Source organism: Nonomuraea monospora, from assembly GCF_039531895.1.
Taxonomy (GTDB): domain Bacteria; phylum Actinomycetota; class Actinomycetes; order Streptosporangiales; family Streptosporangiaceae; genus Nonomuraea; species Nonomuraea monospora.
The window spans coordinates 123,100-138,964 of sequence record NZ_BAAAQX010000011.1 but is presented as its reverse complement, the minus strand read 5'-3'; the positions used below and the strand labels follow the sequence as shown (position 1 = coordinate 138,964).

Below are 15,865 nucleotides of genomic sequence, written 5' to 3'. Positions count from 1 at the left end.
CGTCCGCTGGCAACCCGAATGGCAACCCGAACCGTTCCGCCGCCCGGCATCCCGTTTGTACCCCAGACTCTAACGGAGGAAGGGCCTGTCCGTTGGACACTAGCCTCCAGGAGGGTCCCGCCGGAGTGGCCGCATGGACACCCGCAGCCGCGACAGGTCGATCGCGTGGGGAAGCGGCCGGTGCTGGGAGATGAGCCGTCCGACGGGCTTGGGGCGGGCCACGCCGAGCACGGCGCCGAGGAAGGCCGTGCCGACGGCGAGCGTCAGGTGCACGCCGCCGCAGCCGGGCCGCGCCCACCACTCCCGGGCGGCGGTGCCGTCCAGCCAGATCTCGGGCGTGAACGTGTTCGCGTACGGCAGGCGCGGGCTGCGCTGGTGGGCCGCCATCGGGACGAGCACGGTGGTGCCGGCGGGCAGGGCGCTGCCGTACCAGTCGGTCTCGGCGGTGGTGACGCGCGACAGGGCGGGCACGGGCGGCCACAGGCGCAGCCCTTCGCGCAGGCAGGCCCGCAGGTGCTCGGGGTTCTTGCGGGCGGCCTTGCGGTGCGCGGGGTGGGCGGCGAGCAGCGCGAGCGTCTGCGTCAGGCCCGCCGCGGTCGAGCCGAGCCCCATCAGCCAGAACGCCGCGTGCATCAGCGCGGGCGACTCGCCCTCGGGCGTCTCGGCGATCAGCCCGGCCAGGCTGCCGGGCTCGGCGCGGCGCAGGTGGTCGATGATGCGGGTGTCGTAGCGGCCGGAGAGGATCTCCTGGCGCCGCCTGGCCCGCCACCGCCCGGCCCGGGTGACGCCCTCCAGCAGCCGGGTCAGCTCCTCGTCGCGGGCCGCGCCGTCGCCGTAGACGCAGCGCCTGGCCACCCGCTGCCAGCAGGCGTTGAGCCGAGCGTGGTCCACCACCCCCTCGGTCAGCGTGGCGGCCTCCTGCCTGGCGATCTCGATGAAGCGGGGGCGCAGCACGTCCGTGGGCAGGCCGAACGGGCGGTGGTCGAGGGTGGGGGCGTAGGCGTCGTCGTCCTCGGCCAGCACGCGCAGGGCGTCGCGCTTGGACATGACCAGCAGGGCCCGGCCGCGCAGGCCGCGGACGAGCACGGGTCGGCCGCCGTACCGGGACTCCATGGCGGCCAGCAGCGTGCGCGCCCGCAGCGGGTCGCGGCCGCGCGTCAGGTGCGGCGTGCCTGGGGGGACGAGCGTGGCCGCCAGGCGCAGGCTCTCCAGCAGGGTGGCCCTGGGCAGTCCCCTAGGCACGTGTGACCTTCGGCGCTTCCATGCGTCGATGTGATCGTTCGGGGGCACGCGCTCGCAATGCGGAGTTTCGGTCAGTGGAACACTTTCGGTCTCAAGATCTGCGAGTGTTCCGGTGACCGGAACGGTCACAGGGGAAGGAGTGCGGCCGAGATCGCCTGGGCGGCGCCACGTACCGAAATGCCCAGTTTGGCGAGCGGCGCCAGGTGCGCCGGGGCGGCCACGCCGACCGACATGCAGACCCGCCCGCCCGGCCCGAACACCGGCGCCGCCACGCACGCCACCCCTTCGGTGAACTCCTCCTGCGAGTAGGCGACGCCGTGCCGGCGGACCTGCGCCAGCTCCCGTTCGAGACCGGCCAGGTTGGTGATCGTGCGGCGCGTCAGCCGCTCGAACGCGCCGCGCGCCATCAGCTCCTGGCGCAGCTTCGGGTCGAAGGCCAGCAGCGCCTTGCCGGTCGCCGTGCAGTGCAGCGGCGCCCGGTCCAGGCCGTCGGAGCGCGAGCCGACCCGGTTGTGCCCGTACAGGCGCTCGACGTAGCGGGCCTCCAGGCCGGACGGCACGGCCAGGTTCACCGTGTGCCTGGTGGTCTCGAACAGGTACAGCAGGTACGGCAGCACCACCCCGCGCGTGCCGGGCACGCGCGCGCGGGTGATGCCCGCCATCGACTCCAGCAGCTCGCCGGGCAGGTACGCGTTGCCCACCCGGCGGGCCAGCTCGCGCCCGCACAGCACGCCCAGGATCCGGTGCGCGGTCGACTTGGGCAGGCCCGTGCTGCGGCAGAGCTGCGACAGCGTGACCGGACGGGAGGCGGCGCTGAGCGCGAGCAGGATGTCGATCCCGCGCTCCAGGCTGCCCGGCTGGGCCGCGGGCCGCTCATCCGTCACCGCCTCTGCCCGGCCGGCTCGCTGGGCCGTGCGGCGCTCGTCCGTCACCGGCTTCGCTTGGCTGACCCGCTGGGACGCGGGCCGCTCGCCCGGCACCGGCTCTGCTTGGCTGACCCGCTGGGACGCGGGCCGCTCGCCCGTCATCGCCTGCGCTTGGCTGACCGTTTCCGTCGGCATCGACATCCCTTCGCTCTCCGGATAGCGGAAGGGGCTTCCCGGGGATTGGCTTTACCCTTTCTGGCGTACCCGGGTGGCCGCGCGTCGATACCCCCAGTTCAGCGGAGCCGGACGATCTCGGCGTACACCGAGACCGCCACCTCCCCAGGCGTTCTGGCCCCGATGTCCAGACCTGCGGGGACGTGCACGCGTTCGCCGCCTTCCACCCGCGCCAGCACGGCCGCGCCCCGTTTGCGGCTGGCGATCAGCCCGACGTACGGCACGCCCGCCGCCAGCGCCTCGCGCAGCACGGGCTCCTCGCCCACGCCGTGCGAGGCCACCAGCACGGCGGCGGTGTCGGCCGCGATCGGGCCCGCTCCCGGCTCGACCGTGTAGCCCATCGCCTGCCCCACCGCGGTGAAGGCGCGCGCGATGGGGCTGTCGCCGTGCACGCGCACCAGCCGGGGCGGCGCCACCGACTCCAGGAAGATCTCCAGCGTGCCGCCCGACAGGCACGGCTGGCCCACGGCGACCAGGCCCTCCTCCTCGCGCGGCGCGTCCTCCTGCGGGGTGATCCGCAGCAGCGTGGCGTCGCCGGTGCCCATCAGGCGCAAACCTTGAGCGCGTACGGTGTCCGTCGCGCACACGCCGCCCACGAACCCCTCGATGGTCCCGTCGGGCAGCACCAGCGCGCGGTCGCCCGCCTTCGCGCTGGTCGGCCGCTGCGCCCGCACGACGGTGGCCAGCACGTACGGCTTCCGCCCCGACCGCAGCCCCGCCACCCTGGAGTCCAGGTCGGCGACCGGCTTCGGCCGGGACGCCGGCATGCCGAGGAACTCGCTCATGGGATCGCCAGGTCCGTGCGGAACGGGTCGCCGTTGACGACGCGCCACACGTTCGCCGGCGTGAGCGGCATGTCCGCGTGCCGCACCCCGTACGGCGCGAGCGCGTCCACCACGGCGTTGACCACGGCGGCGGGGGAGCCGACGGTGGCCGACTCGCCGACGCCCTTGGCCCCGATCGGGTGCGTCGGCGACGGCGTGACGGTCTCGCCCAGCTCCCACGACGGGCACTCCATCGAGGTCGGCAGCAGGTAGTCCATGAACGAGGCGCCCAGGTGGTTGCCGTCCTCGTCGAACGCCATCACCTGCATGAGCGCCATGCCGACCCCGTCGGCCAGCCCGCCGTGGATCTGCCCCTCGACGATCATCGGGTTGATCCGCACCCCGCAGTCGTCCACGGCCACGAACCTGCGCACCTTGACCTGCCCGGTGCCGGGGTCCACGTCCACGACGCAGATGTAGGCGCCGAACGGGTAGGTGAGGTTCGGCGGGTTGTAGACGGTGACCGCGTCCAGGTGGCCCTCCACGCCGTCGGGCAGCTCCAGGTTCGAGTGCGCGGCCAGCGCGATCTCGGCCATCGACTTGCCGGTGGACGGGTCGCCCACCACCGACCACCTGCCGTCGGCCCACTCCAGGTCGTCCGGGGAGGCCTCCAGCATGGCCGCTGCGACGATCTTGGCCCGGTCCCGCACCTTCCTGGACACGATGGCCGTGGCGGCCCCTGAGACGGGCGTGGAGCGCGAGCCGTACGTGCCCAGCCCGAACGGCGTCTGGTCCGTGTCGCCGTGCACCACCTCCACGTCGTCGGCCGGGATGCCCAGCTCCTGCCCGACGATCTGGGCGAACGTGGTCTCGTGCCCCTGGCCCTGCGACTGGCACGACACCCGCAGCACCGCCTTGCCCGTCGGGTGCACGCGCAGCTCGGCGCCGTCGGCCATGCCGAGGCCGAGGATGTCCATGTGCTTGCGCGGGCCCGCGCCGACCGCCTCGGTGAAGAAGCTGACGCCGATGCCCATCAGCTCGCCCCTGGAGCGCTTGTCGGCCTGCTCGGCGCGGAGCTTGTCGTAGCCGGCCATGTCCATGGCCAGGCGCAGCGCCTTCGGGTAGTCGCCCGAGTCGTACTCCCAGCCCGTGGGGGAGGTGTACGGGAACTGCTCGGGCTTGAGCAGGTTGCGCATGCGCAGCTCCGCCGGGTCCAGGCCCAGCTCGGCGGCCAGCACGTCCACCATGCGCTCGACCAGGTAGACGGCCTCGGTGACGCGGAAGGAGCAGGCGTAGGCGACGCCGCCCGGGGCCTTGTTCGTGTAGACGCCGGTGACCTCGCAGTGGGCGGTTTCGACGTCGTAGGAGCCGGAGAAGACGTGGAAGAACCCGGCGGGGAACTTGGTCGGCTGCGCGGTGCCGTTGAACGCGCCGTGGTCGGCCAGCACCTTGACCCGGATGCCCTGGATCCTGCCGTCGCGGGTCGCGGCGATCTCGCCGTGCATGTGGTAGTCGCGGGCGAAGGCCGTGCTCATGAGGTTCTCCGAGCGGTCCTCCATCCACTTGACCGGCTTGCCGGTGACGATCGAGCCGACGATCGCGCACACGTACCCCGGATAGATGCCGACCTTGCCGCCGAAGCCGCCGCCGATGTCCGGCGAGATCACCCGGATCTTGTGCTCGGGCAGCCCGGCCACCATCGCGTACAGCGTGCGGTGGGCGTGCGGCGCCTGCGTCGGGCACCAGACGGTCAGCTTGCCGGTGACCTTGTCGAAGTCGGCCAGCGCGCCGCACGTCTCCAGCGGGGCGGGATGCACGCGCGGGTAGATCATGTCCTGCGCGACCGTCACCTCGGCCTGCTCGAACACGGCGTCGGTGCGCGCCTTGTCGCCGGCCTCCCAGTCGAAGATGTGGTTGCCGGTACGCCCTTCGAGATCGTCCCTGATCACCGGGGCGCCGGGGTCGAGAGCCTTCCTGGCGTCGATGACCGCGTCGAGGGGGTCGTACTCGACGTCGATCAGCTCCAGCGCGTCGCGCGCCGAGTACGCGTCCTCGGCCACCACGAACGCGACCTCCTGGCCCTGGAAGCGCACCTTGTCGGTGGCCAGCACCGCCTGGATGTCGTTCGACAGCGTCGGCATCCAGGCCAGGTTCAGCCCGGCCAGGGTCTGGCCGGTGATGACCGCCTTGACCTTGGGGTGCGCCTCGGCCGCGCTGGTGTCGATGGAGACGATGCGCGCGTGGGCGTGGGGGCTGCGCAGGATGGCGCCGTACAGCATGCCGGGCAGGCGTACGTCGTCGGTGTAGTTGCCGCGCCCCCGGATGAAACGGGCGTCTTCCTTGCGATGCATGCGTCCAAAGGTCATTTCGCTTCCGCCGCCCATCGGATCGAACGGACGATGTTCTCGTAGCCCGTGCAGCGGCACAGTTGCCCCGAGATGGCCTCGCGGATCTGCGCCTCGTCCGGGTCGGGGTTGCGGTCGAGCAGCGCCCGCGCGGTCAGCAGCATGCCGGGCGTGCAGAACCCGCACTGCAGCCCGTGGCACTCCACGAACCCCTTCTGCACCGCGTCCAGCTCGCCGTCCCGCTCCAGGCCCTCGACGGTGGTGACCTCGCGCCCGTCGGCCATGACGGCCAGCACCGTGCACGACTTGACGGGCACGCCGTCGAGCCGCACCGTGCACACGCCGCAGTTGGAGGTGTCGCAGCCCCAGTGGGTGCCGGTCAGGTCCAGCTCGTCGCGCAGGAAGTGCACGAGCAGCAGGCGCGGCTCGACGTCCCTGGTGTACGACTGCCCGTTCACGGAGACCGTGATCCGCATCTTCAGATCCTCCCTGCGGCTCTGGCGAGCGCGCGCCTGGTCAGCTCGGCGGCCAGGTGCCGCTTGTAGTCGGCGGGGCCGCGCTGGTCGGCGTGCGGCTCGCAGTGCTCGGCGGCGATCCGGCCCGCCTGCGCGAACGCCTCCTCGTCCGGCGCCCGGCCCTCCAGGCAGGCCTCGGCCTCCGGAGCGCAGAAGTGCCCGGCGCCGACCGCCGTCAGGCCGATTCCGGCCTGCGCGATCACGCCGCCCTCGATCCGCAGCACCGCTCCGGCCGCCGCCACGGGCCAGTCGCCGACCCGCCGCTCGACCTTCTCGTACGCGCTGCCGGTGCCGGGCGCGACGGGCACGCGGAGCTGGATCAGCAGCTCGTTCGGCTGGACGGCCGTCTCGTAAGGGCCCTCGTGGAATTCCCTGACGGCCACCGTACGAATTCCGCCCGGCCCCTGGATGACCGCGGTCGCCCGCAGGGCCGCGAACACGGCCGACAAATCCTCCGAAGGATCCCCTTGGCAGAGAGAACCACCAACGGTCCCCCGATTTCGCACTATTGGGTCAGCAATAACACGCTCCGCATCCCGAAATATCGGGAAAAGGTCGGTGGCGGTGGCGCTCTCCAGCAACTCCGTGTGCCGGACCATCGCCCCGATCGCCAGCTCGTCACCCTCCACGGCGATGCCGCCCAGCTCGTCGGCCAGGCCGTTGATGTCGATCAGCGCCTCCGGCTGGGCCAGGCGGAGCTTCATCATCGGGATGAGACTGTGCCCACCTGCGACGACCCTCGCCTCGGGCCCGTAGCGCTCCAGAAGTTCGAGCGCGTGCGGAACACTGTCCGCTCTCTCGTATTCGAACGTCGCGGGAACCTGCATGAGAGCACATTGCTGTTCCCGATTTGTCGCGACAATCCGCAAATAAGGCTTTCCTTAATGCGGCCCGAGAACTAAGAAGGGGGAGTGACACTCAGCCAGCTCGGCGCGTTCGTCTTCGTCGCCCGCCTCGGCTCCGTCAAGGCCGCCGCGCGGGCGCTCGGCGTCAGCGAGCCCGCCGTCTCCCAGTCGCTGGCCCAGCTCCGCCGGCACCTCGGCGACCCCCTGGTCACCCGCTCGGGCGACCGCATGGTTCTCACCGAGGGCGGCCGGCGCCTGCTCGGCATCGCCGCCCAGATCGTCGCACTCGGCGCCGAAGCCGTCGCCGCCGTCCAGCCGGGCCACCCGTCCCGCCTGCACGTCGTCATGGACGCCGGCCTCGCCGAGTACGTCGCAGGGCCGCTGCTGTGCCTGTTCACCCAGCGCAAGTCGGTGGAGGCCACCACCGGCGTGGCCGCGACCGCCGAGATCCCGCTGCTGCTGTCCAGCCGCCTGGCCGACGTCGCCCTCGGCGCCCAGACCCCGAGCGAGGGCCTCGTCAGCCGCCCGGTGCTGCGCTGCCGCCTCATCGTCGTCGGCTCCCCTCGCGGGCGCCGCGACCACTGGCTCGTCGGCCCGTCCGGCACCGACCCGGCCAGCGACACCAGCCGCCTCCTGCGCCTGCTGCGCGTCCCCGAAGCCCAGGTCCGCGTCTTCGCCAACCAGACCGCCGCCTGGAAGGCCGCGGCCGAAGGCGCCGGCGTCGCGCCCGCCACCGCGCACCTGGTGGCGTCCCAGTTACGGCGGGGAGAACTCGTCCCCATCGAGACGGCCGCCACCCCGCTGCCCGCCTACTGGTACGCCACCACCCTGGACCCGGCCACGCGCTCGGCCGCCGCGGGAACCTTCATGGACTTCCTCACCGCCCCTTCGGCCACCCAGATCATGCGGACCCCGGACGAAGGGATACCGCGCAGCCGGTTCCGGCCGCCGGTGCACGTGTCGATCTGGAGTTAATACCTGGTGCGCTTGAGCCGCCTGCCGAGCAGGTGGCCGTTGCGCACCTCCTGCCTGAGCCCGATCCGCACTTCCAGGTGCGGGTGGGCGGCCAGCGGCGCCAGGTCGAGGCCGGGAGCCGCGTCGTGCAGATCGAGCGTGCGGCACTGCGCGAGAGGGGAGAGGTCCTCGAGGTCTCCGGTGCCCGCCAGGAGCAGCCGTTCGAGGTCGAGCCGGCCGAGCGCGTCCAGGTCCGTGAGGCTGCCGTAATTCGCCAGCCACAAGGTGCGCAACCGCGGAGCCCGGTCGGCGACCTCGCTCACGGACCGCACCATCGGCAGGCCGGAGAGCATCAGCTCGTGCAGGCCGTCGAGCGGCGGCATGAGGTCCCACGTCGTCCGCGAACCGGCTCCCGAGATCTGCAGCTCCCGCAACTCGGGCAGGTCGCCGAGAGGGGGTGAACTCCGAGATCGGCACCTCTATGAGCGTCACCTCGGTGAGGCGCCGCAGAGCGCGCAGGAAGCCGATCTCCGCCACGAGCTGCTCCCCGAGCCCCGACAGCCGTGACAGCGTCTCGGCGGCGGCCCGCGGCTGGAACTCCGGCAGGTGACGGACGACCCTGACCAGGCAGTCGCAGCACTCGTCGAGCACCACCTCGTACAGCCGCGACTGCTTCTCGTCCAGATCCTTAGGCGCGGGCAGCGCCCGCCGCACCTCGCGCGCCAGCCGCACCGGATCGGCGTCGGCGGCCAGCAGGGCGCCGTCGGACAGGTCAGCCCGCCCCAGCGTGTGCCGCACCTCGGCGAGCACGACCTCCCGGTCGTCGTCGCCGAGCCCAGGGAACTCGTGCCCGCACAGCTTCAGCACGCGCGTCGTCACCGCGTCCGCGATGTCCTCGAGCTGCCGCTGCGCCTTGCGCCGCACCAACTGGTCGGGCAAGCGGGTGCGCATCAGCTCGACGAGCGGCAGCCGGCCGCTCTCGCCGGTCGATCGGGCGGTCAGCCAGGCGCGCATGGCACGCTCGCCCACCGCGGTGCCCACCTTCAGGGCGGCAGTTTCCAGGGCCACTGGATCATTATCGGTTCGCGATCACACCCGCAGGACGGTGACCTGGCGGCCGGACGGGGTGGTCGCCTGTTCGAAGCCGCCGCGTTCCTGCCACGGCGGGGCCTCGGGGCGGCGGTCGAAGATCACCAGGGCGCCGGTGGTGAGGGTGAGCCGGTCGAGGTAGCGGTCGAGCTGGGCGAGACCGTCGGGCATCGGGTCGTTCTCGCCTGCCCGCCAGACCTTGAGCTCCATCGCCTCGCGCTGTATGAGGCGCTCGCCGTCGGGGCCGGGGTAGGGCCAGCGAACCAGGACGTCGAGGCGTTTGGTGCCGGAGGCGTACTCGCGGTCGAGGTAGCCGCCGCCGTTGACCAGGCGGTGCAGGAAGGCCATCAGGATGATCTGGCAGGCGGCCTCGTGGTAGCCCTCCTGCCGGATGAGGACCTCGCCGTGCTCGCGCCAGAACACGACGAACTCCTGCAGCAGGCGCGGCAGATCGAACCGGCCGTCCGGCAGCACGAAACTGTGCGGGTCGGCCATCACGTAGCTCTCCGCCGGGTCGCCCAGCACGCGCAGGATGACCTCCCGGTAGATCGGGTTGGCCACCTGAGGCGGGGGTTTCAGGGTGACCAGGCCGAGGTCGCGGACGTAGGACAGGTCATTGGAGTAGGTCTCGTCCGTGTGCGGGAACGTCCCGGCCACGATCGGCTCCATGAGGCGCCTGACCCGGGGCTCGTGCAGCCGGGCCGCCAGGGCGTCCAGGTGGATGGCGCGCGCCCGGATCAGCCGTTCCTTGGCGTCCTCCACCTGCCCGTCGGTGATGGTCCCGGTCACCCCCATCTTCACGGTGATCTCATGAGCGACGGCGTTGACCAGCCAGGGCTGTCCCTGGGTCAGCTCGAAGACCCGGTCCACGGCGTCCTTGGTGAACTCCTGGCCGGTCGCCTGCGTGTGCTGATCGTAGAGCTCGGCGATCTCGTCGGCGGTGAAGTCACCCAGGCGCAGCGACTCGGCGATGATGTTGAACGGGCTGGCCTTGTTGATCCCGTCGGAGGTGCCTCCCGAGGCGACCTTGTAGTCACGCACGTCGCGCAACCCGCACAACACTATCGACGCCGGGAACGGATAAGCCTTGTGTCGCTTGTTGTGCCCGTCGCGGAGTTGGCCAAGGATGCTGGCCAGGCTGTTGCCCTGCAGGGCGTCGATCTCGTCGATGAACAGCACCACCCGGCGCGGGCAGCGTCGGCACCACTCCCGGAGCGCCGCGCCAAAACGGCTGCCCGGCGTGACCTGCGGCCAGGAACGCCGCGGCAGCAGCTTCTTCGGCCATCCCGACAGATCGGCGGCCTCGCGGAGGGAATCCAGCAGGAGCGACTCGCCGGCGACGTAGTCGTCGCCGGCCGCCTTGGCGCGTTCGCAGGAGAACATCAGGGCGGCGGTGTCGCCCTCGGCGGTCAGCTCGGCGGCCAGGGTGTCCAGCGTGGTCGTCTTGCCGGTCTGCCGGGGCGCGTGCAGCACGAAGTAGCGGTCCATCTCGATGAGCGCGCGCGCCTCGGGAAGCCGCTGCGTCGGTGGCAGCATGTAGTGCCGCCGGGGGTCGCAAGGGCCGGTGGTGTTGAAGTATTTCGCGCGGGGTGGCGGCATGACTGCATTCTGTCATCATCCATGCCCGGCCACCCCGTACTCGCGGAAACGGCTACTTCAGAGCCGCGGCCTCCGCCGCCAGCTTCTCCACGCGCGCCCAGTCGCCGGAGGCCAGCGCGTCGGCGGGGGTCAGCCAGCTCCCCCCGACGCACCCCACGTTCGGCAGCGCCAGGTAGTCGCGGGCGGTCTCCGGCTTGATGCCGCCGGTCGGGCAGAAGCGCACGTCGGGCAGCGGCCCCGACAGCGACTTCACGTACGGGATGCCGCCTGCGGCCTCGGCCGGGAAGAACTTCAGCTCCTTGATCCCCCGCTCCGCCAGCGCCATGATCTCCGTCACGGTGGCCGCGCCCGGCAGGTACGGCACCCCGCTGGAGTCCAGCGCCTCCACCAGCGACAGGGTGGTGCCGGGCGAGACGAGGAACTTGGCGCCCGCCGACACGGACGCCGCGATGTCGTCGGTGGTCCGGATCGTCCCCGCGCCCACCGTCGCCTCGGGCACCTCCTCGGCGATCCTGGCGATGGCCTCGCGGGCTGCGGGCGTGCGCAGGGTCACCTCGATGACCGGCAGGCCGCCGGCCACCAGGGCGCGGGCCATCGGGACGGCGGTCCCGGCGTCCTCGATCACCACGACGGGGATCACTGGAGCGAGATCGAGCAGGCTCATGGGGTTTCTCTCTCCTCGTCGGCCTCTCACGGCCGTCGGCTTGTCTCCTACAACTGAGTCACCTGCCCACCTGACGGGCTTCAGTCAGCCCACCAGTTCCCTGCGGGCGTGCTGGCTCAGCCACGCGGCGGCGCCCGTCATGCCGGGCTGGGCCGCGACGATCAGCACGGTGCCGATCTCCGACAGGTAGGCGGCCATGTCGGGGTTGTCCTCGAAGCGCGTACGGAAGGCGCTGGCCCGCACGCGTTCCACGATGCGGGGCAGCACCCCGCCGGCCAGGTAGACGCCGCCCCGGGCGCCGAGGGTGAGCGCGACGTTGCCGGCGAAGGTGCCGAGCATGCCGCAGAACATCTCGACCGTCTCGGCGCACAGCGAGTCGTCCACCCTGGCCACGATGTCGGAGGCGGTCAGGTCGGGCGCGCTGACGCCGTTCACCACGGCCAGCGCCTTGTGCAGGCGCACCAGGCCGGGGCCGGACAGCAGGTGCTCGGCCACCACGTGCGGCAGGCCGTGCGACTGGAGCGCGCGGACGACCTCGACCTCGCGCGGCTCGAACACCGGCACCGTGGCGTGCCCGCCCTCGCCGGGGATCGCGGTCCAGCCGTCGCCGGCGGGCACCAGGCCGCCCACGCCGAGGCCGGTTCCGGGGCCGAGCACGGCCTTGACGCCGTGGCCGGGCGCGGGCCCGCCGAGGGTGACCAGTTCGTCGCCGTCCAGGTGCGGCAGCGACACGGCCAGCGCCTCGAAGTCGTTGAGCAGCCGCGCGAACGGCACGTCGAGGTCGCGGATGGAGCCGGACCAGTGGGAGTTCGTGAGCCGGTAGTGGTCGCCGTCCACGGGACCCGCCAGCGCCAGGCAGGCCGCCCCCGGTCGCACTCCGCCCGCGTGCTCCGCGAGATAGGCGGCTACGGCTTCGGGGAGGGTCGCGTAGTCGGCGCCGGGCAGGACCGCGACGTGAGACGGGCGCGCCCCCAGCGAGGTGACCAGGCCGAACCGGGCGTTGGTTCCCCCGATGTCGGCGACGAGCCACGGAAGGTCAAAGGCACTCACGGATACCTCCGGCATTCGGGGCGGCGTCAAGATCGCTCGCCATACACCGAAGGATCCCACGATCATTCACGTTCCCCCGGAGGGGGTGGTGCGGACGTACGGGCTCAGGAGCGTTCAGCGCGCGCCAAACGGACATAGAGCACCGTACCGGCAAATACCCGGTCACCGCACCAGCGCGCCGACCGGCGCGCCCGTCTCGAGGTGGGAGTTGCCCGCCTCGGCGGGAAAGCCCAGGCCGGGGCCGTGGTGCGGCGACTCGGCGCCGCTGACCCCGAAGATGCCCGCGCCCTGCTCGGCGTGGCCCGCCATCCGGCGGAAGGCGGCGAACAGCTCGCGTCCCGTGCCCACCCACTGCGCGTCGCTCAGCGGGCGGCCCTCCGGCGTGCGGCGGGCCAGCTCCTCGGCCGGCACCAGCAGCTCCAGGGTGCCCGCCGCCGAGTCCAGCCTGATCACGTCGCCCTCGCGGACCAGCGCGATCGGGCCGCCGTCCGCCGCCTCGGGCGACAGGTGGATGGCCGCCGGCACCTTGCCCGACGCGCCCGACATGCGGCCGTCGGTGACGATCGCCACCCGCTGCCCCCTGTCGAGCAGCACCGCCAGCGGCGAGGTCAGCTTGTGCAGCTCAGGCATGCCGTTCGCGCTCGGGCCCTGGTAGCGGATGACCGCCACGAAGTCCTGCCCGTCCAGCTCGCCCGCCTCGAACGCCTTCAGCAGGTCGAGCTGGTCGTGGAAGACCTTGGCCGGCGCCTCGATCACCAGGTGCTCCGGCTTGACCGCCGAGACCTTGCTGACGGCGCGGCCCAGGTTGCCCTCCACCATGTGGATGCCGCCGTCGGCCGAGAACGGTTCCGCAGCCGGGCGCAGCACGTCCAGGTCCTTGCTGCCGCCGGTGACCGGCGACCAGACCAGCTCGCCGTCCACCAGCTCCGGCGCCTCCCGGTAGCGGTCGAGGCCGGGGCCCGCCACGGTCATGACGTCCGCGTGCAGCAGGCCCTCGTCCAGCAGGTCGCCGATGAGCACCTGCATGCCGCCGGCGTCGCGGAAGTGGTTCACGTCCGCCTGGCCGTTGGGGTAGATCTTCGTCAGGGACGGCACGACGCCCGACAGGCGGGCCAGGTCGTCCCAGGTCAGCACGATGCCGGCGGCGGCCGCCATGGCGACCAGGTGCAGCGTGTGGTTCGTGGAGCCGCCGGTGGCCAGCAGCGCGACGCAGGCGTTCACCAGCGACTTCTCATCGACCAGCTCGCCGATCGGCGTGTACTCGGCGCCGTGCGCGGTGATCTCCACCGCCCGGCGGCCGGCCGCCTGCGTGAGCGCGTGACGCAGCTCGGTGTGCGGGTTGACGAACGTCGAGCCCGGCAGGTGCAGGCCCATGACCTCCATCAGCGCCTGGTTGGAGTTCGCGGTGCCGTAGAAGGTGCAGGTGCCGGGGGAGTGGTACGACTTGGCCTCGGCGTCCAGCAGCTCCTCCCTGCCGACCTTGCCCTCGGCGAAGAGCTGCCGGGTGCGGGCCTTGACTTTGTTCGGCAGGCCCGAGGCCATCGGGCCGGCGGGCACGAAGATCGCGGGCAGGTGCCCGAAGTGCAGCGCCCCGATGAACAGGCCCGGCACGATCTTGTCGCACACGCCCAGCAGCAGCGTCGAGTCGAACATGTCGTGCGACAGCGCGATCGCGGTGGCCATGGCGATCACGTCACGGCTGTACAGCGACAGCTCCATGCCGGCCCGGCCCTGCGTGATGCCGTCGCACATGGCCGGCACGCCGCCCGCCACCTGCGCCACGCCGCCCGCCTTGCGGACGGCCTGCTTCAGCTCCGGCGGGTACGTCTCGTACGGCTGGTGCGCGGACAGCATGTCGTTGTAGCTGGTCACGATGGCCACGCCCGGCTTGGCCGAGCCGCGCAGCGCCGGCTTGTCCTCCGCCGGGGCGCCGGCGAAGCCGTGCGCGAGGTTCGCGCAGCCCAGGTGCGCACGCGCCGGGCCCTTCTCCCTGGCGGCCTCGCCCTCGCGGCGGATCCGCTCCAGGTACGCGGTACGGCTGGCGGCGCTGCGCTCGGCGATCCGGTCGGTGATCTCCTGGATGACGTTGTTCACAGTTCCTCCTCGTGCCAGGCACGACCGCTGCGGCCGAGCAGTTCGTGGGCTCCGGTGGGGCCGGTGGTTCCTGCGGGGTAGGGCTCGGGCAGCGCCGGGTCGGCCTGCCAGGCTTCGAGGATCGGGTCGATCCACCGCCAGGCCGCCTCGACCTCGTCGCGACGCATGAACAGCGTCGGGTTCCCGGCCAGCACGTCCATCAGCAGCCGCTCGTACGCCTCCGGCACCCGCGCCGTGAACGTCTTGCCGAAGCTCAGCGACAGCGGCACCGGCTTGAGCGTCGTCTCGCCCGCGCCCGGCTCCTTGGCCATGATGTGCAGCTCGATGCCCTCCTCCGGCTGCAGCCGCAGGACCAGGCGGTTCGGCGCCCCGCCTGGGAAGATGGAGTGCGGCACGTCCTTGAACTGCACCACGATCTCCGAGCGCCGGTACGGCATGCGCTTGCCGGTGCGCAGATAGAACGGCACCCCGGCCCACCGCCAGTTCTTGATCTCGGCGCGGATCGCGGTGAACGTCTCCACCCTGCGCGAGGCCTCGTTCGGCGGCGTGGAGGCGGGCTCGTCGAGGTAGCCCACCACGTCGCCCGACTCGGTGTACTGGCCGCGCACGGTGAAACGTTCCACCTCGCCGCCCGCGATCGGGCGCAGCGCCTGCAGCACCTTGACCTTCTCGTCGCGGATGGCCTCGCGGTCGTTGCGGGCCGGCGGCTCCATCGCGGTCAGCGTCAGGAGCTGCAGCAGGTGGTTCTGCACCATGTCACGCAGCGCGCCCGCGTGGTCGTAGTAGCCGCGCCTGCCCGGCGTGCCGACCGTCTCGGCGGCGGTGATCTGGACGTGGTCGATCCACAGGGAGTTCCAGATCGGCTCCAGGAAGGCGTTGGCGAAGCGCAGGACCAGCAGGTTCTGCACCGTCTCCTTGCCCAGGTAGTGGTCGATGCGGAAGATCTGGCGCTCGTCGAAGATGGCGCCGACCTCGTCGTTGATCCGCTGCGCGCTGACCAGGTCGTGGCCCAGCGGCTTCTCCAGCACCACGCGCGAGCGCGGCGTCACCAGGCCGGCCTGCTCCAGCTCCCGGCAGAACGGGCCGAACGTCCTGGGCGGGCTGGCCAGGTAGAACACCCGGTCGCGCTCCTCGTACCCGGTCAGCAGCTCGGCCAGCGCGCCCCAGCCGGCGGCGTCCTCGCGGCCGACGTCCACCGACACGTGGTGCAGGCGGGTCAGGAAGCGCCGCCACTGGCCGTCGTCCTCAACCGGGAGGTGGCTGCGTACCTCGGCGTCCACCTTGCCGCGGAAGTCGTCGTCGGTCAGCCCGCCCCGGGACATGGCGATGACGCGGGTCTCCGGGGACAGCCTGCCCTCCATGTCGCTGTGGAACAGCGCCGGGATGAGCTTGCGCATGGACAGGTCGCCGGTGCCGCCGAAGACGACGAGGTCGGCGGTGTGGGGGAGGGGGCCGGTGGGGGTGGACACGGTAAGGCGCTCCGATGATCTACCAAAGCAGGGACAGAACGGACACTAGCTAGAGTTTGGGTCGTGCACAAGCGGAGTTTTGACATTCGAGATAAAAAAGTCTCGTCTTTTCATTACGTAACCGCGTGTGGTTCA

Annotated in this window: 13 protein-coding genes and 1 pseudogene; 1 reads left to right on the top strand and 13 read right to left on the bottom strand. The window is 71.9% G+C overall.

The window, feature by feature from the left end:
- Positions 1–99 precede the first annotated feature (99 nt).
- The 6 genes from ABD331_RS22910 to ABD331_RS22885 form a co-directional block, all read right to left on the bottom strand.
- Positions 100–1,242: a cytochrome P450 gene (locus ABD331_RS22910; RefSeq protein ID WP_344478008.1), complete on the bottom strand. Its 1,143-nt coding sequence runs from the start codon at positions 1,240–1,242 to the stop codon at positions 100–102.
- A gap of 125 nt (positions 1,243–1,367) precedes the next feature.
- Positions 1,368–2,303 carry an IclR family transcriptional regulator gene (locus ABD331_RS22905; RefSeq protein ID WP_344478007.1) on the bottom strand — a complete coding sequence of 312 codons (936 nt, stop codon included), beginning with the start codon at positions 2,301–2,303 and terminating at the stop codon, positions 1,368–1,370.
- Between the two features lie 98 nt (positions 2,304–2,401).
- A complete protein-coding gene (locus ABD331_RS22900) occupies positions 2,402–3,127 on the bottom strand; it encodes an XdhC family protein (RefSeq protein ID WP_344478005.1) in 726 nt (241 codons plus the stop codon).
- Positions 3,124–5,457, bottom strand: coding sequence for an aerobic carbon-monoxide dehydrogenase large subunit (locus tag ABD331_RS22895; RefSeq protein WP_344478003.1), 2,334 nt, complete (start codon positions 5,455–5,457; stop codon positions 3,124–3,126). The genes ABD331_RS22900 and ABD331_RS22895 overlap by 4 nt, the downstream gene beginning before the upstream one ends.
- 11 nt (positions 5,458–5,468) lie before the next feature.
- Positions 5,469–5,927 (bottom strand): (2Fe-2S)-binding protein, encoded by a 459-nt coding sequence (locus tag ABD331_RS22890; protein WP_344478000.1) that lies wholly within the window; start codon positions 5,925–5,927, stop codon positions 5,469–5,471.
- 2 nt (positions 5,928–5,929) lie between these two features.
- Entirely contained in the window at positions 5,930–6,793 is an 864-nt protein-coding gene (locus ABD331_RS22885; RefSeq protein ID WP_344477998.1) for an FAD binding domain-containing protein, read from the bottom strand.
- Positions 6,794–6,877: 84 nt separating this feature from the next.
- Between ABD331_RS22885 and ABD331_RS22880 the strand changes: the two genes are divergently transcribed.
- On the top strand, positions 6,878–7,786 hold the full coding sequence (locus tag ABD331_RS22880; RefSeq protein ID WP_344477996.1) for a LysR family transcriptional regulator: 909 nt from the start codon (positions 6,878–6,880) through the stop codon (positions 7,784–7,786).
- Here ABD331_RS22880 and ABD331_RS22875 read toward each other — a convergent pair.
- The 7 genes and pseudogenes from ABD331_RS22875 to zwf all read right to left on the bottom strand — a co-directional run bounded on the left by ABD331_RS22875 (position 7,783) and on the right by zwf (position 15,730).
- Positions 7,783–8,199 carry a hypothetical protein gene (locus ABD331_RS22875; protein ID WP_344477994.1) on the bottom strand — a complete coding sequence of 139 codons (417 nt, stop codon included), beginning with the start codon at positions 8,197–8,199 and terminating at the stop codon, positions 7,783–7,785. The genes ABD331_RS22880 and ABD331_RS22875 overlap by 4 nt on opposite strands.
- 163 nt (positions 8,200–8,362) lie before the next feature.
- A pseudogene (locus tag ABD331_RS61000) lies at positions 8,363–8,779 on the bottom strand (NACHT N-terminal Helical domain 1-containing protein); the annotation flags it as partial.
- 75 nt (positions 8,780–8,854) lie between these two features.
- Positions 8,855–10,453, bottom strand: coding sequence for an ATP-binding protein (locus tag ABD331_RS22870; protein WP_344477992.1), 1,599 nt, complete (start codon positions 10,451–10,453; stop codon positions 8,855–8,857).
- A gap of 52 nt (positions 10,454–10,505) precedes the next feature.
- On the bottom strand, positions 10,506–11,117 hold the full coding sequence (gene eda / locus ABD331_RS22865) for a bifunctional 4-hydroxy-2-oxoglutarate aldolase/2-dehydro-3-deoxy-phosphogluconate aldolase (RefSeq protein ID WP_344477990.1): 612 nt from the start codon (positions 11,115–11,117) through the stop codon (positions 10,506–10,508).
- Positions 11,118–11,201: 84 nt separating this feature from the next.
- The gene (gene glk / locus ABD331_RS22860) at positions 11,202–12,167 is read right to left on the bottom strand and encodes a glucokinase (RefSeq protein WP_344477987.1); all 966 of its coding nucleotides are present in this window, start codon (positions 12,165–12,167) and stop codon (positions 11,202–11,204) included.
- A 162-nt stretch (positions 12,168–12,329) separates the two neighbouring features.
- Positions 12,330–14,261 carry a phosphogluconate dehydratase gene (edd, locus tag ABD331_RS22855; protein ID WP_344477985.1) on the bottom strand — a complete coding sequence of 644 codons (1,932 nt, stop codon included), beginning with the start codon at positions 14,259–14,261 and terminating at the stop codon, positions 12,330–12,332.
- The gene (gene zwf, locus ABD331_RS22850) at positions 14,258–15,730 is read right to left on the bottom strand and encodes a glucose-6-phosphate dehydrogenase (protein WP_344477983.1); all 1,473 of its coding nucleotides are present in this window, start codon (positions 15,728–15,730) and stop codon (positions 14,258–14,260) included. Before zwf ends, edd begins: the two co-directional genes overlap by 4 nt.
- Positions 15,731–15,865 lie beyond the last annotated feature (135 nt).

Bases quoted from the DNA above. Each gene is read 5' to 3' on its own strand.
- ABD331_RS22905 (WP_344478007.1), bottom strand. From the start codon at position 2,303: ATGCCGACGGAAACGGTCAGCCAAGCGCAGGCGATGACGGGCGAGCGG.
- ABD331_RS22900 (WP_344478005.1), bottom strand. From the start codon at position 3,127: ATGAGCGAGTTCCTCGGCATGCCGGCGTCCCGGCCGAAGCCGGTCGCC.
- ABD331_RS22895 (WP_344478003.1), bottom strand. From the start codon at position 5,457: ATGCATCGCAAGGAAGACGCCCGTTTCATCCGGGGGCGCGGCAACTAC.
- ABD331_RS22890 (WP_344478000.1), bottom strand. From the start codon at position 5,927: ATGCGGATCACGGTCTCCGTGAACGGGCAGTCGTACACCAGGGACGTC.
- ABD331_RS22885 (WP_344477998.1), bottom strand. From the start codon at position 6,793: ATGCAGGTTCCCGCGACGTTCGAATACGAGAGAGCGGACAGTGTTCCG.
- ABD331_RS22870 (WP_344477992.1), bottom strand. From the start codon at position 10,453: ATGCCGCCACCCCGCGCGAAATACTTCAACACCACCGGCCCTTGCGAC.
- eda (WP_344477990.1), bottom strand. From the start codon at position 11,117: ATGAGCCTGCTCGATCTCGCTCCAGTGATCCCCGTCGTGGTGATCGAG.